Origin of the sequence: Rhodococcus sp. NPDC059968 (assembly GCF_042738615.1) — a bacterium.
In the GTDB taxonomy this organism is placed as follows: Bacteria; Actinomycetota; Actinomycetes; order Mycobacteriales; family Mycobacteriaceae; genus Rhodococcus_F.
The window spans coordinates 24,286-46,533 of the sequence record NZ_JBHWUE010000012.1; the positions used below are offsets into that span (position 1 = coordinate 24,286).

Below are 22,248 nucleotides of genomic sequence, written 5' to 3' on the forward strand. Positions count from 1 at the left end.
CACCCGCCGTCAGCTGGTGAGACCCAGCTGACGGCCGGTCCAGTCCATCTCCCGTTCGAGCGCCGCGCCCCAGGTGGCGCCCTCGTGGCCACCGGGGAGCTCGTAGTACCGCACGTTCAGACCGGCCGCCCGCGCGGCAGCGAACATCCGCTGCTGCTGCGGGCGGTATTCGTCGTCTGCGGCCCCGGCGACGAACACCCCGGTCACTTCCGGGAACTGCCGCGTCCTCAGCACGTCGACCGGATTGACCGCCGCGAACGCACGCTCGTCGCCGGCGAACGTCGCCGCGACCGTCCCCGCGTGATCGCCCAGCGAGGGCTCGTCCTGACCGAGGAAGTCGAGAAAGGTCGGGTAGATCCGCGGATAGTTCACGGCGAGCTGGATCGAACAGGTTCCCCCGTAGGAGAATCCGCCGATCGCCCACTGCGCCGGATCGTGCGACACCTGCAGGGACTTCTCGATCCACGCGGGGACGTCGCGGGCCACGTAGGTGGCAGCATTGCCCAACACCGAATCCAGACAGAGCGGATTCGCGTCCTGCGCCCCCAGCGCGTCGACCACCACGACGACCGGCGCGAGGCCGTCGTGCCGCGCGGCATACGCATCCACCGTGGACCCCAACCGTCCGCTGCTGAACCAGTCCTGGGGCCGTCCCGGCTGCCCGGCGATCATCACCATGACGGGGAGCACCGCGCGGGGTAACGTCAGGTACGCAGGCGGCAGATACAGCACAGCCGGCCGGGCCGAGAATCCGGATTCGGTGCCCGGGATCTCCACTTCCGTCACCACACCGGATCCGGGTGTGCGCACCGGACGTGTCCACACCGAGTCCATCGGAATTCCGGACTGCACCATCGGCTCGAAGCCGGGGACGTCACCGAACGACACCGGCTCGACCACCGTCGACGGGCGGTGCCCGACCAGCGAACCCACGGTCGGGAAGACGCCGACCTCCGCATTGACCTGCCCGACCGCCGCGGCCGCGACCATGGCCCCCGCCATCCCGATCACCACCGCGCGCCGGACCCCGGGCTTTCGGAGCAGGAGAGCCGCGGCGAGTACGAGGATGCCGACGGCGAGCCAGATCCAGGCGTATCCCGCCGGCGGTATCTGATTGGGAAGCGGCCGGTATGTCGCCCACACGGCACCCCCGATCACCGCGGTCACGGGCACCGCGACCGCGGCGGCGCGGAGGATCGGCGGCCGGGCGGAACGCGACGCCGCGAGCATCACGACGGTGCCCGCCACCACGGCGACGGTCGATGCGGTCTGGGCGCGACCGTGCTCGAGCGACAGGTGGGCGATACGCGACAACAACTCGTGGGCCTGCACCCCGCCAGTATTCACACCGTGCCGGCCACCGAAAGAATCAGGCTCGCAACATTTCTCACAAAACAGACCTATCGGGCACGGCGGCGGACCAGGAAGCCGGCGCCGACCACGAGCACGACTGCGCCGCCGGCGACGCCGATCCCCCACAACGTTCCCGGCGACTGCGCCGACACCTCGTCCGCGGCTGTCTGCGTGCGGGCCTGCTCCTGCACCCTCGACACCGCCCCGGGCAGCATCTGAATCGGCGGAACGGGCCCCTCCCGCGCCTCGGAGGCGATCAGCAGGTCGCCGCTCTCGGTGAACGCGATCGACTCCCCCTGCGGCTGCTGCGGCACGTGTGCGCGCACCACAGGCCCCGCGGCGAACGCCGCGGCCAGGTCGCCGTCCGGCGCCGAGAACAGGAACACGTCGGAATAGCTGCGGACGGCGGCCACGGTTCCGTCGGCGGACACGGCGCCGCCGGTGAACATCGTCGAATGCACTGCCGGGGCCGTGGTGCCGCTCCCGGTGGTGGCGTCGTCGGCGCCGTTCGTCTCCGCGACGTCCAGCGTCCCCACCTTCTCGAGCGGGGTCGGGCCGGGGCTCGCGAGGTCGCCCACAGCGGCGCCCCCCGCAGGCCGGTACACGTTGCCCGCCCCGAACACTTCCTTCGTGACGATCAGCGGGGTGCCGTCGCGCTGGACGAGAACGGTCTCGGCGTCGTGTGGGCCGTCCGGATACGTCAGCCGATGCAGTTCTCCCGCGCCGGTGGCACGGTCCATCGCGATCAGTGCCACCGTGTCGCGTCGGCGGCCGTTGTCCCCGGTGTCGGCGAGCCACAGCCGGCCGTCGGGGCCGGACGATATGTCCTCGACGTCGTACGGATCGACCGGCAGCGGAAGCCACCGCTGGACGGCGCAGTTCCCGTCCATCTCCGCGACCGCGCGATCGGACCCGCTGTCACCGACCGCGTAGAGCAGTCCCCCCGCCGACACGAGCCCCGACAGCTCTTTCAGCGAGGCCTCGTCCGGGGTGCCGACCGCCGAATCGTCGGGAGTGCAGAGCGGACCGAACTCCGACGCGTCGACGGCCGTCTGATCGCGGAAGAAGGGCTCGGCGGACACGACCCCCGCCGAGGCGAGCGGTGTACACGCGGCGAGCACTGCGACCGCGACACGGGCCGACCACCGTGAGCGGTCAGGCACTGCCGCTGTACTGAACCAGTGCCGACGCCAGCGCTTCGGGCACCCGAGCATGGACGCGCGTGCCGTCCTCCTCGTGGGACGAGTCGAGGATCTGACCGTCCGAGTGGATCCGGGCCATCAGATCTCCCCTGTTGTACGGGAGGAGAACGCTGACCTCGATCTCCGGGCGGATAAGGACGTCGCTGAGATGCGCTCGCAACTCGGCGATGCCTTCCCCGGTCTGGGCGGACACGAACGACGCACCGGGCAGCAGGCCCCGCAACTGGGTCAACGTGACCGGGTCGGCCGCGTCGATCTTGTTCACCACGATGAGTTCCGGCGGCGCTGCGGCGTCGTTCTCCCGGATCACCTCGGTGATCACCTCGTGGACGGCCCTGATCTGATCCGTGGGCAGCGGATCGGACCCGTCGACGACGTGGAGCAGCAGATCCGCGTCCGTGACTTCCTCGAGCGTCGAGCGGAACGCCTCGATCAGCTGCGTCGGCAGGTGCCGCACGAACCCGACGGTGTCGGTGAGGACGTACTCGCGGCCGTCGTCCAGCGCCGCCCGCCGGGTGGTGGGATCGAGGGTGGCGAACAGCGCGTTCTGCACCAGCACCCCGGACCCGGTCAGCGCGTTGAGCAGGCTCGACTTGCCGGCGTTGGTGTATCCGACGATCGCGATGGACGGGGTCTCGCTGCGCAGACGCCTGGTGCGTTTGGTGTCGCGGGCGGCCTTCATGCCCTTGATCTCGCGCCGCAGCTTCGCCATCCGCTCACGGATTCGCCGACGGTCCGTCTCGATCTTGGTCTCACCGGGACCACGCAGACCCACGCCGCCGTTGCTGCCGGCGCGACCACCCGCCTGCCGGGACATCGATTCACCCCAGCCGCGCAGTCGCGGCAGCATGTACTCCATCTGGGCCAGCGCCACCTGCGCCTTGCCCTCCCTGGACGTCGCATGCTGAGCGAAGATGTCGAGGATGAGGGCCGTCCGGTCGATGACCTTGACCTTGACGACCTTCTCCAGCGCGGTCAGCTGCGCGGGAGTGAGTTCACCGTCGCAGATGACGGTGTCGGCGCCGGTCGAGAGGACGACCTCACGGAGTTCCTCGGCCTTGCCGGAACCGATGTAGGTGGCCGCGTCGGGTTTGTCCCGGCGCTGGACGAGGCCCTCGAGGACCTCGGACCCGGCGGTCTCGGCCAGAGCCGCGAGCTCGGCCATGCTGGATTCGGCCTGCGCCGCGGTTCCCTGCATCCAGACACCGACGAGCACCACGCGTTCGAGGCGCAGCTGTCGGTATTCGACCTCGGTGACGTCTGTGAGCTCGGTGGAGAGCCCGGCAACTCGGCGCAGCGCGCTGCGGTCCTCGAGTTGCATCTCGCCGACCGAAGGGCGCCCGTCGTCGTAAGCGAACTCGGTGGAGTCGGAGATCGGCGATTCTTCTGTGCGATGTGTTTTCGTCATACACCCTCATGATCCCACGGAATGTCGAGGGCGTGCACGTGCATTTCGCGCAGGGCGATCAGACGAGGCCGTTCCACCAGCCGTCGTCGAGGTTTCCGGACGCCACCAGGACGGACGGTCCACGCAACGTCGCCCGGCCGTCGGACAGCGCCACGGTGACCTGACCACCGGGAATACGGACATTCACCTCACCGGAGTCGGCCCCGTCGAAGCGCAGCGCGGCGGTGGCCGCGGCCACCGTGCCGGTGCCGCACGACCGTGTTTCGCCGACCCCGCGCTCGTGCACCCGCATGTCCACGGCACCGGAATCGATGCGGGTGAGGATCTCCACGTTGACGCCGTGCGGGAAGAAGCCGGGATCGAACCCGGGTGCGGCCGTCAGGTCGAGGGCCGAGAGGGACGCGGCCGTGAGGTGCGCATCGACACAGACCAGGTGCGGGTTGCCGACGTCGATGCCGATCCCGTTGAACACCTTGCCGTCGATGGTCGCGGCGCTGGTTCCCAGATCCCGCACCACCCCCATGTCGACGGTGACCTCGCCGAAGGCGCCGTCGGCCGAGTGCACGATCACCGGTTTGCCGCCGGCCCGGCTGCCGACCACGAACTCGTCGCGCGTCTCGAGGCCCGCCGCCCGGAGGTAGTGGGCGAAGACGCGGACGCCGTTGCCGCACATCTCCGCGATCGAGCCGTCGGCGTTGCGATAGTCCATGAACCAGTCGTCCTCGGACGTGCCGTCGGGGAGTTCGGCGAGCACACCGGCGGCAGCCAGCGCACCGGCCCTCGCGACGCGCAGGATTCCGTCGGCGCCGAGCCCGCGCCTGCGATCGCACAGCGCCGACACCCGCGGGGCCGACAGGTCGATGCGGACGTCGGGATCCGGGAGGACCACGAAGTCGTTCTCGGTGCCGTGTCCCTTGCTGAAATCCATGCGCACCACTCTAACGAATGGTCGAGAGGGTGCGGTTCATCTACGCGACCGCGGTGCGGTTCATCTTCGCTGCCGGGCGATTTCGTAGAGGGCGACGGCGCCGGCGGAGGGGGCGCCGAGGGAACTCGCTGCGCCTCCGATCGGGATGTTGACCACCGTGTCGCAGGCGTTGCGCCACGCGGCGCTCATCCCGCGCGTCTCGTTGCCGATCACGAGCACGGTGCCGCCGCCGAAGTCGTGGGCGTCGATGGTGACGGAGCCGGTTTCGTCGGTGCCGACGATGTGCAGGTCGGTTCCGGACGCGCGCCGGGCGTCGCGGAAGGCGAGGATCTCGTCGACGGACGAGACCGTGACGACGGGCATCGCGAACAGGGATCCGGTGGAGGCGCGGACACTCCGGGGGTCGAACGGATCTGCGCCGTGGCCGACCACCACGACCGCGTCGGCGCCGAACGCGTTGGCGGAACGGAGGAGGGTGCCCAGATTTCCGGGTGAGGCGGGGCGGTCGAACACGACGATCAGGGGGACGGACTGCAGTTGCAGGTCCTTCAGTCGCGGGGTTCGTGTCTTCGCGACGGCGATCAGTTCCGGCGCGGTGGTGGTCTTCTCACCCAGTTCGGCCATCAGTTCGGCACTGACCCCGATCTGTTCGACGGACCGGGTCTCGAGCAGTTCCCGCGCCCAGTCGGACAGCGGCGGGCCGTCGATGCGGTGCAGCAGCGATTCGATCGGCCAGTCGTGTTCCAGCGCGAGGTTGAGGGGACGGACGCCCTGGATCAGGAAGCGTCCCGCTTTCGTTCGTTTGGCGCGGTTGGTGAGGTACGACTGCCACTGCTGAAAACGGGCATTGCGGGTGGTCACCAGCAGGGACGGGGCCGGACGGTTGCGTCCGGACGGTGCGCGGCTCATCGTTCTCCCAGTGTTCGGGTCTCGCCGAGGGTGCGGATCGTGGTGTCCGCGAGGTCGGGGTCGCTTCCGTCGACCCAGTGGATGCGGGTGTCGCGGCGGAACCACGACCGTTGCCTGCGCACGTAGCGCCGGGTGCCGATGAATGTGCGTTCCTGCGCCTCGTCGAGGTCGTATTCGCCGTCGAGCCACGCGAGGACCTGTGCGTAGCCGATGGCCCGGGGTGCGGTGACGCCCTCGCGCAGTCCCACGTCGATCAGCCCGCGCACCTCGCCGACGAGTCCCCGTTCGAACATCAGGCGGGTGCGGAGCCGGATCCGGTCGTCGAGGTCGGCGGTATCCCGGTCGACACCGACGATGTGTGTGCCCCAGCGCGGTTCGCCGATGCTAGGGGCCGACGCCGCGAACGGCTTCCCGGTGATCTCGACGACTTCGAGTGCCCGGACCAGGCGCCGGCCGTCGGTGGGGAGGATCGACGCCGCGGCGTCGGGGTCGACCCGGCCCAGTTCGGCGTGGACGGCCGCGACGCCCTTCTCGGCGAGGACGGTCTCCCAGCGCGCCCGGACCGACGCATCGGTGGCGGGGAAGCTCCACTCGTCGAGCAGCGACTGCACGTACATCATCGATCCGCCGACGATGACCGGCACGGCGCCGCGCGCGGCGATCGCCTCGACGTCGCGGACCGCCGCCTGCTGATAGTTCGCGACGGTGGCCGTCTCCGTCACGTCGAGCACGTCGAGCTGGTGGTGCGGGATTCCGCGGCGTTCGGCAGGAGCGAGTTTGGCGGTGCCGATGTCCATGCCCCGGTACAGCTGCATCGCGTCGATGTTGACGATCTCGCCGCCGAGACGTTCGGCCAGGTCCAGTGCGAGATCCGACTTTCCGGTGGCGGTCGGTCCGACGACGGCGATCGGCACGGGTGACGTCACGGACGCCACTCCCCCACGTGGTAGCCGACTCCGTACGGTGCCGCGCTGTACAACGTCCGGCAGGAGGCGGGCGTCGCGTCGAACACGCCGGCGAGAACCTGCCACGGGACGCGCCCGCCGATGCCGAGGGAATCGCACTCCGCGGGGTCGAGGGCCAGCAACGCGTCGCGGTCGCCGGTGTCGAGCGCCGCGTCGATCCTGGCCTGCACGCCTTCCGCACGCGGGTCGAACGCGCCCGGCGCCTTCGCCGTGAGGGTGTTCGCCCCGTCCGCGACGATCACCAGCCCCCGCGGTTCGGGGTCCCGGTCGAGAAGCGTGCGCAGTTCCGCGCCGTACTCGGCGCACTGTTCCGGCGACAGGTCGGCGGCGAGGATCCGCGCGTCGACGACGGCGTCCGGCGCGCACGTCCCCCGGATCCACCCGGCCGTGAGCGCAGCGAGCGGGAGGTCCGAGTCGGGTTCGCCTGCCGGACCGGGCCGCAGCGTGACTCGCACGTCGACGCCGTAGCCGCGATAAGTGCCCTGGGCGTCGGGCCGCACGTCCACCGCGGCGGGTGCCGCTCCGACCGCCACCCACTCGGTGGCGAGCGCGGACAACGCCTTCGCCGCCGTCTGGACCGCATCCCGCAACGGCGCCGTCTCCGCAGCGGCCGCCCCGGTCAGTTCGGGTACCAACAGCGGTGGGGACGGCACGAGGATTGCGGCGGTGAACACACAGTCACGCTAGTCGACCGTCCGCGCGGACCCGACATCCGATTCGGGCGCTGCCGTCAATCGGTACCAACGCGGACCGTCCGACCTGATTCAATAGTCCACAGGGCCCGTACCGGGTTGAATGGAGCCAGCACCCGTCCCGGGTCGTATGGAGCCAGTATTGCGTTCAGGCAGCCGTGACGCGCGGCAGAGATGAGGAACCGATGACCGACAGCAGCGACGCGAAGCCCGCCGTGGAGCCTGCCGCTCAGCAGCACGACACACCGAAGGCCAGCGTCCCGAAGCCCGGTGCCGCCGCGAAACCGGGCGCACCCAAGCCCCACCCCACACCGACACACGCCCTCTCCGCCCCCGCCGTCGCCGCCCCCGCCCACAGTGACCCGAGCAAGTTCGGCCGAGTGGACGACGACGGCACCGCCTGGGTGAAGACCGCAGACGGCGAACGGCAGATCGGGTCGTGGCAGGCCGGAGACGCGGCGGAAGGTCTGGCGCACTTCGGTCGGCGCTTCGACGATCTGGCAACGGAAGTGGCGCTCCTCGAAGCTCGGCTCAGCTCCGGCGCGGGCGACGCGAAGAAGACCAAGGCGGCCGCGCTCGCGCTCGCCGAATCCCTGCCGACCGCCGCGGTGATCGGTGACATCGATTCACTCGCGGCGCGACTCGATGTCATCATCGCCGGATCCGACGAGGCAGCCGCCCACGCCAAGCACGAGAAGGAACTGTCGCGGCAGGCGCACACCGAACGCAAGGAAGCGCTGGCCGCCGAGGCGGAACAGATCGGTGCCGAATCCACGCAGTGGAAGGCCGCCGGCGACCGGTTGCGCGAGATCCTGGACGAATGGAAGACGATCCGCGGTATCGACCGGAAGGTCGACGACGCCCTGTGGAAGCGGTACTCGAAGGCGCGGGAGGCGTTCAACCGGCGCCGCGGAGCCCACTTCGCCGAACTCGACCGCGAGCGCGCCGCCGCCAAGACCAAGAAGGAAGAGCTCGTCACACGGGCCGAGGCACTGTCCGACTCCACCGACTGGGGCCCCACGGCCGGGGCTTTCCGTGATCTGCTCGCCGAGTGGAAGGCCGCCGGCCGCGCACCGCGAGAAGCCGACGACAACCTGTGGAAGCGCTTCAAGGGCGCCCAGGACGTGTTCTTCGCCGCCCGCAACTCCGCGTCCTCCGAACGCGACGCCGAGTTCGAGGAGAACGCGGTCGCCAAGGAAGAGTTGCTGAAGAACGCCGGCCACATCGATCCGGCCAAGGACATCGACGCGGCGCGGGCCGCCCTCCGCGACCTGCAGGAGAAGTGGGACGCCATCGGCAAGGTGCCCCGCGAGCGAATGCACGACCTCGAGGGCAAGCTGCGGGCCATCGAGAAGCGTGTCCGCGACGCCGCCGACGAGGAATGGCGCCGCACCGACCCGGAGGCCCTCGCCCGGGCCGCGCAGTTCCGGGAGCGGGTCACGCAGTTCGAGGAGCAGGCCGCCAAGGCCACCGCGGCGGGCAAGACGAAGGACGCGGAGAGCGCCCTCGCGCAGGCCCAGCAGTGGCGCGAATGGGCCGACGCGGCCGAGGGCGCCGTCAGCGGCCAATAGGCACGATCAACCGACGTTCCAGTCGCCGCGTCGCTCCGCTTCGGCGGCAGCGGCGCGGCGTTCCTCTTCCGCGGCAAGCTGCAGCGCGGTCCGGCTCCAGACCACCTTCAACCAGTGGAACGTGAGCACGATGACGGTGAGCCAGCCGATGATCAGACCGATCCCCGGTCCGGCCGCCTCGACCCCGGGCGCTGGTGTCTGCCGCGACCAGATGGCGAGCATGCCGAACACGATGGACACGGCGGTTCCGGCGAGGGCAACCCAGGCGAGGGCCCAGCGGCGGGTGACGAGCGCCAGCATCGACACGACGACCCCGAACACCACCTCGAACCACACGAACAGCCGCGACGGCAGCGCAATCGTCTCCGCGCGGGCGTCGTCCCCGTACACCAGCACCTCCCAGCCGTTGGCGATGCCGGAGTGCGGCAACGTCAGCGAGCCGAGGAGCACGACCACCGCGACCGCGACGACGAGCGCACGCGCGCCCGGGTCGATCTCACCGGCCACCTTCTTCTCGGCGGCGTCGAAATCCTTCAGGTAACTCTCGATCGGCTCGTTCTCGGCACTCGAACCGTTGTCGCCGGCCCGGTTTTCGTCGTGCCGCTTGTCGTCGAACGGGGAGGTCATGCGTTGCATCCCATCTGGGCGGGTAGTGGTGCGGGCGCACCGATCTGCGGAAGTCCGAGTCCCACGCCGATCGGCGGGGTCTTCGGGGTGACACCCTTCTCGAAGGAGTCGCCCGCGCGGGTGCGGCGGTGGGTCAGGACCGAGGTGTCGGCGACGAGGTGGTGCGGGGCGGCGGCACTGACGACGACGGTGACGACGTCGCCGGGCCGGACGTTGCCGTCGAGGTTGCCCTCCGGCCGGAAGTGGACGAGCCGGCCGTCGCGGGCGCGCCCACTCATCCGGGCGGTCGCCGCGTTCTTGCGACCCTCCCCGGCGGCGACGAGCAGTTCCACCTCGGCACCGACGAGCTTCTGGTTCTCCTCGAGGGTGATCTGTTCCTGCAACGCGATGAGACGCTCGTACCGTTCCTGGACGACGGCCTTGGGCAGCTGCTCGTCCATCTCCGCTGCCGGAGTGCCGGGCCGCTTCGAGTACTGGAAGGTGTAGGCGCTGGTGAAGCGCGCCTGCCGGACCACGTCGAGCGTGTCCTGGAAGTCTTCCTCGGTCTCACCCGGGAAGCCAACGATGATGTCGGTGGTGATCGCCGCGTGCGGCATCGCGGCGCGGACCTTGTCGATGATCCCCAGGAACCGCGACTTCCGGTAGGAGCGGCGCATCGCCTTCAGCACCCTGTCCGAACCGGACTGCAGCGGCATGTGCAGCTGGGGACACACGTTGGGGGTCTCGGCCATCGCCTCGATGACGTCGTCGGTGAATTCGGCCGGGTGCGGAGACGTGAAGCGCACCCGCTCGAGCCCGTCGATCTCACCGCACGCGCGCAGCAGCGCGGCGAACGCGCCACGGTCGCGGGGCTGGTCGGGATCGGCGAAGGACACGCCGTACGCGTTGACGTTCTGCCCGAGCAGGGTGACCTCGACGACGCCCTCGTTCACCAGGGCCTGCACCTCGGCCAGAATGTCGCCGGGCCGCCGGTCGACCTCCTTGCCGCGCAGCGCGGGCACGATGCAGAACGTGCAGGTGTTGTTGCATCCCACCGAGATCGACACCCAGCCCGCATACGCCGACTCCCGCTTGGCGGGCAGCGTCGACGGGAACGCCTCCAGCGCGTCGAGGATCTCGACCTCGGCCCGCTGGTTGTGGCGGGCCCGGTCCAGCAACGCGGGGAGCGAACCGATGTTGTGGGTGCCGAACACGACGTCCACCCACGGCGCCTTCTTCACGACGACGTCGCGGTCCTTCTGCGCCAGGCACCCGCCGACCGCGATCTGCATGTCGGGGTTCTGTTCCTTCGCCGGCGCCAGGTGGCTCAGGTTGCCGTACAACTTGTTGTCGGCGTTCTCCCGCACCGCGCAGGTATTGAAGACGACGAGGTCGGGCGCCTGCCCCGCGGCCGCCTTCGTGTAGCCGGCGTCCTCGAGGAGCCCCGACAGGCGCTCGGAGTCGTGCACGTTCATCTGGCAGCCGTACGTGCGCACCTCGTAGCTGCGGTGAGGGGTCTGGTCGATCGTGTCCACGTATGCCAGGGTACGGCCCGCGCCAAATCGCCTCGTCGCGGCCGGTGTGCGCCCGGACACACGCCCGAAGCCGGACAGTAAAGTTTCCGTGACATCCCGAGGATTCTCGGAGCAAATGGCAGGTGCTCCCGCTCCCAACACATAGGGTCATCGACTATGACGCAAGCCGACGACGCGACGCCGACACCCTCCACGGGCGCGGCCCCGTCCATGATCTCGATGAAATCGGTGAACAAACACTTCGGCGCCCTCCACGTCCTCCAGGAGATCGACCTCGAAGTCCCTCGCGGACAGGTTGTGATCGTCCTCGGACCATCCGGCTCGGGTAAGTCGACGCTGTGCCGCACCATCAACCGCCTCGAGCCCATCGACTCCGGTGAGATCGCGGTGGACGGCAAGGTACTACCGGCCGAGGGCAAGGCCCTGGCGGCGCTGCGCGCCGACGTGGGCATGGTGTTCCAGTCCTTCAACCTGTTCGCCCACAAGACGATCCTCGAGAACGTGATGCTCGCACCGGTCAAGGTGCGGAAGAAGAGCAGCGCCGACGCGAAGGCGAAGGCCTACGAGCTTCTCGAGCGGGTCGGCATCGCCAACCAGGCGGACAAGTACCCGGCGCAGTTGTCGGGCGGTCAGCAGCAGCGCGTCGCGATCGCACGCGCACTCGCCATGAACCCCAAGGTCATGCTGTTCGACGAGCCGACGTCCGCACTCGACCCGGAAATGGTCAACGAGGTCCTGGACGTCATGACCTCGCTCGCCAAGGAAGGCATGACCATGCTCGTGGTGACACACGAGATGGGCTTCGCCCGCAAGGTCGGCCACCGGGTTCTCTTCATGGCCGACGGCCAGATCGTCGAGGACTCCGAGCCCGCCACGTTCTTCACCGCTCCCAAATCCGAGCGCGCGAAGGACTTTCTCGGCAAGATTCTCAGCCACTGACCCGAAGGAGTGCCGCCGCGGCGCTCTCTCGGTCCACCGTGCTCCACACGCAAAACCCGTCATTTTCAATTGGAGGAACTCGATGAGGATCAACCGCTCGATTCGCGTGGGAATCGGCGTCATGGCGCTCGCCGTCGTCGCATCTGCCTGTGGCGGAGGTGAAGAGAAGAGCGCCTCCCAGAGCGCGTCCGAGGGAAAGCTCACGGTCGGAATCAAATACGACCAGCCCGGCCTCGGATTGCGCAACCCCGATGGTTCCTTCAGCGGCTTCGACGTCGAGGTCGCCGAGTACGTGGCCGGCAAGCTGGGTGTCGCGCCCGAGAACATCGAGTTCAAGGAGTCCCCGTCGGCTCAGCGCGAGACGTTGATCCAGAACGGTGAGGTCGACTACATCGTCGCCACCTACTCGATCACCGACGCCCGCAAGGAGAAGGTCGACTTCGCCGGTCCGTACTTCATCGCCGGACAGTCGCTCCTGGTGAAGTCCGACAACACCGACATCACCGGCCCCGATTCGCTCAACGGCGGAAAGAAGCTGTGCTCCGTCACCGGGTCCACCCCGGCGCAGAAGGTCAAGGACACGTACGCGCAGGACGTGCAGCTGCAGGAGTTCGACACGTACTCGGCGTGCGTCGAGGCGCTGCGTAACGGTGCGGTGGACGCCGTCACCACCGACGACATCATCCTCGCCGGCTACGCGGCGCAGTACCCCGGCGAGCTGAAGGTGGTCGGCGAGCCGTTCACCGAAGAGCGCTACGGCATCGGCCTGGCCAAGGGCGACGACGAGACCCGCGCCAAGATCAACGACGCCATCGAGGCGATGATCGCGGACGGCTCGTGGGAGCGTGCGTTCAACGAGACCGTCGGCGCGTCGGGCTACCCGATCCCCGCCCCGCCGACCGTCGATCGGTACTGAGCAACTCACTCATCCGGGTCGGACGACTTCCATTCGTGGAGTCGTCCGGCCCGGTTCGACACCAACCACCGGTGACCTGGGGAGACGGTAAGTGGACCTACTGAGCAAATACAGCGATCAGCTGATCGACGCATTCTGGACGACGGTGCAACTCACCGCCTTCTCGGCTGTCGGTGCTCTGATACTCGGCACCATCCTCGCGGCGATGCGGGTGTCACCGATCCCGGTCGCGCGTGGCGTCGGCACGGCGTACGTGACGATCTTCCGCAACACTCCCCTGACGCTCATCATCATTTTCTGCTCCTTCGGGCTCTTCCAGACGATGGGTGTCAAGCTCGCCCCCGAACAGTCGCCGACGTTTTTCGAGGAGAACAACTTCCGGCTCGCCGTGCTCGGACTCAGCGTCTACACCGCGGCCTTCGTCTGCGAGTCGCTGCGGTCCGGAATCAACACCGTGCACGTCGGCCAGGCGGAGGCGGGCCGGTCGCTCGGCCTCACGTTCTCCCAGAATCTGCGGCTGATCGTGCTGCCGCAGGCGTTCCGCGCGGTGACCGCCCCGCTCGGCAGTGTGCTGATCGCCTTGACCAAGAACACGACGATCGCCTCGGTGATCGGTGTGGCGGAGGCGTCGCTGCTGATGAAGGAAATGATCGAGAACGAGGCCGCCATCTTCGTCGTCGGTGGCATCTTCGCGCTCGGGTTCGTGATCCTGACCCTGCCGATGGGGCTTCTCTTCGGATACCTGAGCAAGCGATTCGAGGTTGCACGATGAGCAATTCCGCCACCGTCCTCTACGACGCGCCGGGCCCGAAGGCGAAGAACATCTACCGCCTGATTTCCGTCGCCGTCGCCGTCGCCCTACTGGTAATCGGCTACTTCGTCTACGCCGCGCTCGACGACAAAGGCCAGCTGACGTCGGCGAAATGGGATCCGTTCCTCGAATCGACGTCGTGGACGACGTATCTGATCCCCGGCATCCGCGGCACCCTCGTGGCGGCCGCCGTATCGATCCTGTTCGCGTTGATCCTCGGCGCGATCCTCGGCATCGGACGCCTGTCGGACCACCGGCCGGTGCGATGGGTGGCCGGTGGGATCGTCGAATTGTTCCGCGCCATCCCGGTGCTGATCCTGATGATCTTCTCGTACCAGCTGTTCGCCGAGTACGAGGTTTTCAAGTCAAAATACCTTGCGCTCGCCGCGGTCATCGTGGGTCTCACGCTGTACAACGGCTCGGTGATCGCCGAAATCGTCAGGGCCGGTATCAACTCGCTCCCCAAGGGACAGAGCGAGGCCGCCAAGGCGCTGGGTATGCGCAAGGGCCAGGTCATGCGCACCATCCTGCTTCCTCAGGCCGTCACGGCGATGCTCCCCGCGATCATCTCGCAGATGGTGGTGGCGTTGAAGGACTCCGCACTCGGTTACCTCATCGGCTACGTCGAAGTGGTGCGGTCCGGCCAGCAGCTCGGTGCGTTCTACGGCAATTACCTGCCCGCCCTGATCGTGGTGGCGATCATCATGATCGTCCTCAACTACACGCTCACCGTGGTGGCGACCAAGGTGGAGAAGCGACTGCGGGCCAGCCGGAAGGGCGGAGGCCCCAAGGGAGCCGTTCCCGAGCTTCCGGCGGTGTCGGTTCCGGGCATGGACATCACCGACAAGCGGGTGTGACATGACGCGGTTGTGACATGACACTGCGGTCGGACGGAAATTACATTCCGTCCGACCGCAGTGTTGTTGTCTTGTCGTCGTCTCGTCGGCGTCAGGTCTCGTCGAACAGGCCGTCGGTTTCCGCACCGACTCGATCGAGTTGTTCCTTGACCACCTCGAAGGCCATGCCCTGGGGGAATCCGCGGCGCGCGAGCATGGACACCAGCCGGCGGACCGCACGGTCCCGATCGTCCGCGGACACCGTGCGCAGTTTCTTCGCGACCAGTTCCGTGGCCCGCGCTCGCTCGTCCTCGCTGTCGATCTGAGCGAGCGCCTCGGTAGCGTCTTCCTGACCGATCCCCTTGCGGCGCAGTTCCAGTGCGAGCGCACGTTTCCCCTTGCCGGAGTACGTGTGCCGCGAATGCACCCACTGCTGGGCGAAGTCGGCGTCGTTGACGAGTCCGACCTCGGTGAGGCGATCCAGCACACGCTCGGCGATGTCGGCCGAGTAGCCCTTCTTCGCCAGGCGCTCGGACAACTCCGCTCGACTCCGGGCACGATCCGTCAGGAGACGCAGGCACAAATCCTTGGCCTGCGTCTCCGTTCCACCTTCGCCCGTAGGACGCACGGCGGCGCCTTTAGAATTCGACCGGGGCGGCGTCATCCGTAGCAGCAGTGACGTCGGCGCCGATTCCGAGCTTTTCCTTGATCTTCTTCTCGATCTCGTCCCGGACGTCGGTGTTCTCCAACAGGAACTTGCGGGCGTTCTCCTTGCCCTGCCCCAGCTGGTCGCCTTCGTAGGTGTACCAGGAGCCCGACTTGCGGATGAACCCGTGCTCGACACCCATGTCGATCAGCGAGCCTTCCTTGCTGATTCCCTGACCGTAGAGAATGTCGAACTCGGCCTGCTTGAACGGCGGGGCGACCTTGTTCTTGACCACCTTGACGCGGGTACGGTTACCCACCGCGTCGGTGCCGTCCTTCAGGGTCTCGATACGCCGCACGTCGAGGCGCACCGACGAGTAGAACTTCAATGCCTTACCACCGGTGGTGGTTTCGGGGGAACCGAACATGACGCCGATCTTCTCGCGCAGCTGGTTGATGAAGATCGCTGTGGTGCCGGAGTTGCTGAGCGCACCGGTCATCTTGCGCAGCGCCTGGCTCATCAGACGCGCCTGCAGACCGACGTGACTATCGCCCATCTCGCCCTCGATCTCGGCGCGGGGGACGAGAGCCGCCACGGAGTCGATCACGAGGATGTCCAGGGCACCCGAACGGATCAGCATGTCTGCGATCTCGAGTGCCTGCTCACCGGTGTCGGGCTGCGACACCAGCAGCGCGTCGGTGTCGACGCCGAGTTTCTGGGCGTAGTCGGGGTCGAGGGCGTGCTCGGCGTCGATGAACGCCGCGATGCCGCCGGCCGCCTGAGCGTTGGCGACGGCATGCAGGGCGACCGTGGTCTTACCCGAGGATTCCGGGCCATAGATCTCGACGACGCGGCCGCGGGGCAATCCTCCGATGCCGAGGGCGACGTCCAGCGCGATGGAGCCGGTGGGGATGACGGCGATCGGCTGACGCACACCTTCGCCCAGGCGCATCACCGAGCCCTTGCCGAAGTTCTTGTCGATCTGCGCCAACGCCAGGTCGAGTGCCTTGTCGCGATCGTGTGCCTGTGGTGCCATCGTCGTCCCCATTCTCGAGTCTCATCAGTGCTCTGCGGTTAGGTTAGATCCGGGTACCGACAAGAACCGTGACCACCGAACAACACCAGCATAGGGGAACGTGTGTTCGATTTGTGCGATCGGGCCCGTTCGACACGCCGGATTTCTACCTACGTTGCGGTGGGACGTCGAACTCGACGCAGAGTTCACGCCACACCTCGCGGGGTTCCCGGCCGTCCTCGATGGCTTCGGCGGCGGTCTTGCCCCCGAGATTGAGCAGCACGTGGTCGACGAGTAGTGCGTCGCCGCGCATCTGCCCGAACTCTTCGCGGACGAGTTGGTGAAATTCGGTCAGTCGCACACAGCCACGCTAGCCGAACCTCGCGCCGAGCTCTCACCGCAGCGCGTCGCGGCACACCTCCACCGGATCGGCGACATCCGCGATGCTCCGGGCGGCCCGCCGCGCGGCGTCCGCATGGGCGCCGTTCGAGAGCACCAGTTCGACCGCCGCGCGGAGTGCTTCCGCACTCGGGGGACGCACCAGGACGGCGCTCCCCTGCCGCACGGCTCGATTCGCGAGCTCCCACTGATCGCCGCCGCCGGGAACCACCACCACCGGGACCCCTGCGAGCAGAGCCTTCGCCAGCATTCCGTGTCCACCGCCGCAGACGACGGCCGAGGCCTCGCGCAGCATCGCGTCCTGACGGCCGAGCCCGGCTCGCGCCCAGGGCGGAACCGTGGCCGGCGATCCGTCCAGTATCGACGCGATCACGCGGACGCCAGCCCCGTCGAGTCCCGCGAGCGTCGTCTCGAGCATGCCCTCGGCGCCGGTGAATGCGGTCGACGGAGCCACCACGACCAGAGGGTCGGCGCCGTCCGGCGCCCCGAGCACCTCGTTCGTGGGTTCCCACAGCAGCGGCCCGACCACGTGCGCCTCGGCGGGCCAGTCCGGCCTCGGCACCTCGAGCGCGGGGAGTGTCGCGATCAGCCGGCGCACCGGTCCCGGGTCCTTCGCCGGCAGTCCGACGCCGACCCGGGCCTCGGAGCGTTGCCGCTCACCCTGCCGGATCGACCGCGCCGTCGCGGTGCGCATGAGCGTGTCGCGGACCCTGCCCCGAATTCCGACGCCCGGAGCCAATCCGCTTCCGATGGGCGGCAATCCCCTGGACGCGGCGTACAGCGGGTGGGGGGACAGCTCGACCCACGGGATCCCCAGCCGCTCCGCGGCCATACCCCCACCTGCGGTGAGGATGTCCGAGACCACGAGGTCGGGTCCCATCGCGCGCAGGTCGGGGAGCAACTCGGTGGAGATGTGCGCGGCGCGGGCGTGAATGCGCGCTCCCGCATCGCGGTCGTCGTCCGTCGGTCGGGGCGCGAGACCTTTCAGCAACTCGGCCGGCACACCGGCCGCCCGTGCGGGCTCGACCCACCTTGTGCCGGTGAACAGGACCGGTTCGTCCCCGGCCTCGATGAAGGCGAGGCACAACGCAAGGGCAGGAAAGGCATGTCCGGGATCAGGCCCGGCGACCACGGCGACTCGCACGAACCACAGAGTCTCACACGGTCGGCGTCACCGTTTCTCGAACACCGCCTCGGCGGCGCCGAGCGACCGGGCACGGTCGGCGGGGACGAGTCCGATCCGGGTGCGCCGGTCGAGCAGGTCGTCGACGTCGAGTGCCCCCTCGTGGGTCACCGCGAACTCGAGTTCGGCGCGGCTCACGTCCACACCCTCGGCGATCGGCGCCAGCAGTTCGGGGTCGGCGGCGGCGATCAGCGCCGCCTCCGTTCCGTAGCGGGCGAGCAGCGCCGGCGGGGCCGAGACCTTCCGCAGCGCTTCGGGTGTCGCGGCACCGACGAGCGGCAGGGCCCGCGTCCTGCACGGGCCCGCGTCCAGTCCTGCCACCTCGACCGCGGCGTCGACGGCGTCCTCCGCCATCTTGCGGTAGGTGGTCAGCTTGCCGCCGACCACACTGACGAGACCCGTGTCCGAGCGCAGGATGGCGTGGTTGCGCGAGAGGTCCGCGGTGGATCCGTCCCCGGTGTCGAGCAGAGGTCGCAGCCCGGCGAACGTCCCGAGGACGTCCGAGCGCTGCAACGGAACCTCGAGCGCGGTGTTGACCGTGTCGAGAAGGAAGTCGATCTCCTGCTCCGATGCCACCGGAACGTCCGGAACGGGTCCCGGCGCCGCCTCGTCGGTCAGGCCGAGATACACGCGGCCGAGCTGTGCGGGCAGCGCGAAGACGAAGCGATTGGTCTCACCGGGGATCGGAACCGTGAGCGCCGCGGTCGGGTTCCCGAGCCGCTCGGCCGGGAGCACCAGATGCGTGCCGCGACTGGGCCGCAACGTGATCCCGGGATCGATCTCACCCGACCACACGCCCGCCGCGTTGACCACGGTGCGCGCCCTGATCGGCAGTTCCGAGCCGGTCAGCTCGTCGCGCAGGGTCGCGGACGTCCCGGTCACGTCGTACGCGCCCGCCCGGGTGAGCACCGTCGCACCGTGAAGCGCGGCGGTGCGGGCGAGGGACACCACGAGCCTGGCGTCGTCGATGAGCTGGCCGTCGAATGCCATCAGGCCGCCGCGCAGGCCTTGCCGCCGCACCGCGGGGGCTAGTTCGACCACCCGGTCGGCCCGGACCGTCCGTGATCGCGGCAGGACCGACGACGGTGTGCGCGCACTTGCACGCAGCAGGTCACCGGCCAGGAATCCCGTGCGGACGAGGGACTTGCCGAACAGCGTCGTCGAATCGAGGACGGGCACGAGCTGCGGGAGAGCCCGGACGAGGTGGGGGGCCGTGCGGGTCATGAGGATTCCGCGCTCGACCGCGCTCTCGCGGGCGATGCCGACGTTGCCCGATGCCAGGTACCGCAACCCGCCGTGGGCGAGTTTCGAACTCCACCGGCTGGTCCCGAACGCGAGATCCCGCTTCTCCACGAGCACGACGTCGAGGCCGCGTGACACCGCGTCGAGCGCGACACCGACGCCGGTCACTCCGCCGCCGATCACCAGGACGTCGACGACTGCACCGTCCGACAGCTGGTCGAGTTCGCGCGCCCTTCGCGCGGCATTCAGAGCCGACGAGCGGCTCACGGGCGGCGTGTTCGGGTGGTTCACCGGTCTCCTCGATCTGTCGGGTGGTTGTCGGCGGCGTCCGGTGCCAGATAGGCGCCGACAGCGTGCCGGAGTTGCTCCGTCAGGGCGTCGCCGGGAAGTTCCTCGGCCACCATCACGGCAGACTGGACCGCGGACTGTGCGATGAGCAGCACCATCGTGGCGATCTGACGGCTGTCCCCCGCGCGGATCGAGCCCTGGTCCTGCCCCGTCGACACTGCGAACGCGACCTGGTCGATGATCGCCCGCTGGCTCGTACCCAGCCGCTCGAGGATGTAGGTCGTGAACAGTTCCTGATCCGAACGCAGAATCTTCACGAACAGCGGATGGTCGCGCACCTCGGTGGACACGTCGACCACGGCGTCGACCAGCTGGCGGTGGACCGATTCCTCGGCGGAGAAATCGGGCATCACGGCAGCGATCTCGCGAGTCATGAGATCGGCGACCACGGCCCTGGTGTCCGACCAGCGCCGGTAGACGGTCGGCCTGCTGACCCCGGCGCGCCGGGCGACCTCCGCCAGTGTGGTGCGGCGCAGTCCGAAATCGAGGATGCACGAGCGTGCGGCGTCGAGAATGGAGTCCTCGACGCTCGCTGAGGTGTCGTCACGCGACGGAGAATTACGAATAGACATTGTGTGTAACACCGTAACGCATGAATCCCCTGGCGGCACCGAACCGGCACTCGAATCGCATCACGCAGGCCGGCCACGAGGCCCACCCCTCCCCGACGTCCGGGATTCGAGCAGCGCATGCACGGCCGGAGGGTGAGGTGACAGGAGGCGCTTGCGCGTTGGAGGAAAGCCGAGGAAACCACGCTCCTACGCCCGCAGAGATCGGGGCATCGTCACGATTGCGATGGCTCCCGGCCTCAGCCGAAGAAGTAGAGCTCGAATCCCACCGCGCGCTCGGCGTCGAATCCCGGTTGCGGCCCGGTCACCATCTCGACCTGGGCCCTCGCCTGCTGCCCCACCGGGACGTCGCTGAGCGCTTCGAGGTAGCGGACGTGCTCGGCCAGCGAGAGCACTGCACGATCCACCGTATGGGTGACGTCCACCGCGTGGGTGGGGGTCATCGTGTTGACCGCGACCCAGCGGACACCGCGCCACGGCGGCAGCCCGGACTCCCCCAGCTCAGGAAAGATCCATTCGTTCGCGGCGTCCGCTGTGGCGTCGAGTACGGAACGTCCGAGTGCGCGGTGGTCCGCACTGTTCAGCTGGCCGGGCCCCCAGGTGTCCGCGAAGTTCGCCGTCACCACGAGATCCGGGCGATGACGACGGATCGCCGTGGCGAGGTCGCGGCGGAGCGCGAGACTTTCCACGAGAGTGCCGTCGGGGTACCCGAGGAACGCGACATCGGTCACTCCCACCACGGCCGCGGAACGCCGCTCCTCCGCCTCCCGCAGCGGGCCCGACTCAGTGGGGTGCAGGCCCGCGATCCCCGCCTCCCCGCTGGTGGCGAGCACGTAGCGGATGTCCTTGCCCTGCTCGGTCCAGCGCGCTACGGCCGCCGCTGCGCCGTATTCGATGTCGTCGGGGTGCGCGACGACGACGAGCCCACGATGCCAGTCCTCCGGTACCGGTTCCATGGGTAGAGCATGCCTGTCAGCTCCGCGTGATGTCCGATTTCTCGCCGGATCCGGACATCGCCTTGATCAACAGGTACACGCCGAAGATCACGGCGCTGACCACGAGAATCCAGAACAGACCCTTGACGAGGGTACCGACGACCGCCAATGCGATCCAGATCGCCGCGACCGCCAGAACAATCTTCCAGAACATGATTTCCTCCACTCACGTCTCCCCGATCGATTTCTGCGCCCGACATCTGGTCGACCCCACTTATCGGGTACGCACACCAGCCTGGCACGGCGGAGCGAGTAAATCACCAGGTCAGCGTAAAGATCAGGGAAAGATCAGGGTTCTCCCCCACACGATTTCCCGGAAGTCACCGGACGGGTCGATCGACGACATCAGCGGTAGCGGCGAACGATGTCGTCGATCTCGCCGAGAGCCGCCGCGAGGCCGGCGAGCTTTTCCGTCGCCGACACCAGTTCTGCACGTTCGTACGCCAGTTCGCCGACGGCACTTGTCGTTCCGGGAACGGCGACCTCCGCGGCGGCGGCCACCAGTTCTTCGAACTGGTCGACGCCGTCGTCGAGTTGCGCGGCGGCGGAGGCGATCGCCCGGTGGAGCGGTGCTGCCGCGGCCCGGCTCCCCCGGGCGGCGTCTTCCATGGACGTGATGTCGAGGGCGACGGCCTGCAGGGCGGCGGCCGCGGAGCGGGCCGTGGAATGGGTGTCCTCGATGTCCTCGCCGCTGATGCTCCCGGACCGGGACAGCACGCCGAGAATGCCGTGCAGTGCCCGTTCGCTGTGCACGAGTCGCTCCATCGGCTCCCGGGCGGCCGAGGACGGCTCCGGAAGTACCCGACGGGCAGGCAGGCCCGGTGGCAACGTCACGGCGTCGAGCTTGCGGTAACGGCTGACGGCCAGCACGGCGGGTACCGCGAACACGACTGCGCCGCCACCGGCCATCAGCATTGACCACTCCGGTGCGGCCATGAGGGCGAGACCTGCGGCGCCGGTGGCCGAGGATCCGGACACGATGCCGTAGCGCTTCGCGCGACGCCGGGCCCGCCTCTTCTTCCGCAGCAGCCGTTCCCGGGGGTCACGCCACCTCTGCGCCGCGTCCACGACGGACTCACCGGCGTCGCGCAGCGCGCCCTGGATCCCGGCAAGCCCGGACACGACAGTGGCCGACCGGACTTCGCGTCCAGGTCGGCCACCTCGGGTGGAACTCATGCGA

23 protein-coding genes are annotated in these 22,248 nt (G+C 68.6%); 5 read left to right on the forward strand and 18 right to left on the reverse strand.

Features of this window, described 5'->3' with window-relative positions; all coding sequences use genetic code 11:
• Positions 1–9 precede the first annotated feature (9 nt).
• The 7 genes from ACFWAY_RS13385 to ACFWAY_RS13415 form a co-directional block, all read right to left on the reverse strand.
• A complete protein-coding gene (locus tag ACFWAY_RS13385) occupies positions 10–1,332 on the reverse strand; it encodes an alpha/beta hydrolase (RefSeq protein WP_378510919.1) in 1,323 nt (440 codons plus the stop codon).
• Positions 1,333–1,400: 68 nt separating this feature from the next.
• On the reverse strand, positions 1,401–2,516 hold the full coding sequence (locus tag ACFWAY_RS13390; RefSeq protein WP_378450373.1) for a hypothetical protein: 1,116 nt from the start codon (positions 2,514–2,516) through the stop codon (positions 1,401–1,403).
• Positions 2,509–3,963 (reverse strand): GTPase HflX, encoded by a 1,455-nt coding sequence (gene hflX / locus ACFWAY_RS13395; protein ID WP_378450372.1) that lies wholly within the window; start codon positions 3,961–3,963, stop codon positions 2,509–2,511. The genes ACFWAY_RS13390 and hflX overlap by 8 nt, the downstream gene beginning before the upstream one ends.
• A gap of 58 nt (positions 3,964–4,021) precedes the next feature.
• Positions 4,022–4,891, reverse strand: coding sequence for a diaminopimelate epimerase (gene dapF / locus ACFWAY_RS13400; protein ID WP_378510920.1), 870 nt, complete (start codon positions 4,889–4,891; stop codon positions 4,022–4,024).
• A 60-nt stretch (positions 4,892–4,951) separates the two neighbouring features.
• Entirely contained in the window at positions 4,952–5,800 is an 849-nt protein-coding gene (locus tag ACFWAY_RS13405) for a TrmH family RNA methyltransferase (RefSeq protein WP_378510921.1), read from the reverse strand.
• Positions 5,797–6,726, reverse strand: a complete 930-nt coding sequence (gene miaA / locus ACFWAY_RS13410; protein ID WP_378450369.1) for a tRNA (adenosine(37)-N6)-dimethylallyltransferase MiaA — start codon at positions 6,724–6,726, stop codon at positions 5,797–5,799. The genes ACFWAY_RS13405 and miaA overlap by 4 nt, the downstream gene beginning before the upstream one ends.
• Complete coding sequence (locus ACFWAY_RS13415) at positions 6,723–7,439, reverse strand: class III extradiol dioxygenase subunit B-like domain-containing protein (protein ID WP_378450368.1); 717 nt, start codon at positions 7,437–7,439, stop codon at positions 6,723–6,725. The genes miaA and ACFWAY_RS13415 overlap by 4 nt, the downstream gene beginning before the upstream one ends.
• Positions 7,440–7,642: 203 nt before the next feature.
• Between ACFWAY_RS13415 and ACFWAY_RS13420 the strand changes: the two genes are divergently transcribed.
• Complete coding sequence (locus tag ACFWAY_RS13420; RefSeq protein WP_378450367.1) at positions 7,643–9,028, forward strand: DUF349 domain-containing protein; 1,386 nt, start codon at positions 7,643–7,645, stop codon at positions 9,026–9,028.
• 6 nt (positions 9,029–9,034) lie between these two features.
• Here the strand turns inward: ACFWAY_RS13420 and ACFWAY_RS13425 are convergent, their stop codons facing one another.
• Both ACFWAY_RS13425 and miaB read right to left on the reverse strand, forming a co-directional pair.
• On the reverse strand, positions 9,035–9,655 hold the full coding sequence (locus tag ACFWAY_RS13425) for a hypothetical protein (protein WP_378510922.1): 621 nt from the start codon (positions 9,653–9,655) through the stop codon (positions 9,035–9,037).
• Entirely contained in the window at positions 9,652–11,169 is a 1,518-nt protein-coding gene (gene miaB / locus ACFWAY_RS13430) for a tRNA (N6-isopentenyl adenosine(37)-C2)-methylthiotransferase MiaB (protein WP_378510923.1), read from the reverse strand. Before miaB ends, ACFWAY_RS13425 begins: the two co-directional genes overlap by 4 nt.
• 210 nt (positions 11,170–11,379) lie before the next feature.
• Here miaB and ACFWAY_RS13435 point away from each other — a divergent pair, with 210 nt between their 5' ends.
• The 4 genes from ACFWAY_RS13435 (at position 11,380) to ACFWAY_RS13450 (ending at position 14,692) form a co-directional block, all read left to right on the forward strand.
• Positions 11,380–12,108, forward strand: coding sequence for an amino acid ABC transporter ATP-binding protein (locus tag ACFWAY_RS13435; protein ID WP_378450410.1), 729 nt, complete (start codon positions 11,380–11,382; stop codon positions 12,106–12,108).
• 82 nt (positions 12,109–12,190) lie between these two features.
• Positions 12,191–13,024 (forward strand): glutamate ABC transporter substrate-binding protein, encoded by an 834-nt coding sequence (locus tag ACFWAY_RS13440; RefSeq protein WP_378510924.1) that lies wholly within the window; start codon positions 12,191–12,193, stop codon positions 13,022–13,024.
• Between the two features lie 91 nt (positions 13,025–13,115).
• Positions 13,116–13,796, forward strand: a complete 681-nt coding sequence (locus ACFWAY_RS13445) for an amino acid ABC transporter permease (RefSeq protein WP_005261143.1) — start codon at positions 13,116–13,118, stop codon at positions 13,794–13,796.
• On the forward strand, positions 13,793–14,692 hold the full coding sequence (locus ACFWAY_RS13450) for an amino acid ABC transporter permease (protein ID WP_378450363.1): 900 nt from the start codon (positions 13,793–13,795) through the stop codon (positions 14,690–14,692). Before ACFWAY_RS13445 ends, ACFWAY_RS13450 begins: the two co-directional genes overlap by 4 nt.
• 91 nt (positions 14,693–14,783) lie before the next feature.
• On the opposite strand, the gene recX is transcribed toward ACFWAY_RS13450, so the two are convergent.
• From recX to ACFWAY_RS13495, 9 genes are all read right to left on the reverse strand, one after another.
• On the reverse strand, positions 14,784–15,299 hold the full coding sequence (gene recX, locus ACFWAY_RS13455) for a recombination regulator RecX (protein ID WP_378510925.1): 516 nt from the start codon (positions 15,297–15,299) through the stop codon (positions 14,784–14,786).
• A gap of 10 nt (positions 15,300–15,309) precedes the next feature.
• Positions 15,310–16,353: a recombinase RecA gene (gene recA, locus ACFWAY_RS13460; RefSeq protein ID WP_378450361.1), complete on the reverse strand. Its 1,044-nt coding sequence runs from the start codon at positions 16,351–16,353 to the stop codon at positions 15,310–15,312.
• Between the two features lie 145 nt (positions 16,354–16,498).
• On the reverse strand, positions 16,499–16,693 hold the full coding sequence (locus ACFWAY_RS13465) for a DUF3046 domain-containing protein (protein WP_073359969.1): 195 nt from the start codon (positions 16,691–16,693) through the stop codon (positions 16,499–16,501).
• Positions 16,694–16,726: 33 nt separating this feature from the next.
• On the reverse strand, positions 16,727–17,875 hold the full coding sequence (locus tag ACFWAY_RS13470; RefSeq protein ID WP_378510926.1) for a glycosyltransferase: 1,149 nt from the start codon (positions 17,873–17,875) through the stop codon (positions 16,727–16,729).
• 27 nt (positions 17,876–17,902) lie between these two features.
• Entirely contained in the window at positions 17,903–19,447 is a 1,545-nt protein-coding gene (locus ACFWAY_RS13475) for a glycerol-3-phosphate dehydrogenase/oxidase (RefSeq protein ID WP_378510927.1), read from the reverse strand.
• Entirely contained in the window at positions 19,444–20,076 is a 633-nt protein-coding gene (locus ACFWAY_RS13480) for a TetR/AcrR family transcriptional regulator (protein WP_378450358.1), read from the reverse strand. Before ACFWAY_RS13480 ends, ACFWAY_RS13475 begins: the two co-directional genes overlap by 4 nt.
• Positions 20,077–20,312: 236 nt before the next feature.
• On the reverse strand, positions 20,313–21,029 hold the full coding sequence (locus ACFWAY_RS13485) for a PIG-L deacetylase family protein (protein ID WP_378450357.1): 717 nt from the start codon (positions 21,027–21,029) through the stop codon (positions 20,313–20,315).
• A 16-nt stretch (positions 21,030–21,045) separates the two neighbouring features.
• On the reverse strand, positions 21,046–21,222 hold the full coding sequence (locus ACFWAY_RS13490) for a hypothetical protein (protein ID WP_378450356.1): 177 nt from the start codon (positions 21,220–21,222) through the stop codon (positions 21,046–21,048).
• Positions 21,223–21,413: 191 nt separating this feature from the next.
• A complete protein-coding gene (locus ACFWAY_RS13495) occupies positions 21,414–22,244 on the reverse strand; it encodes a hypothetical protein (protein ID WP_378450355.1) in 831 nt (276 codons plus the stop codon).
• Positions 22,245–22,248: the final 4 nt, after the last annotated feature.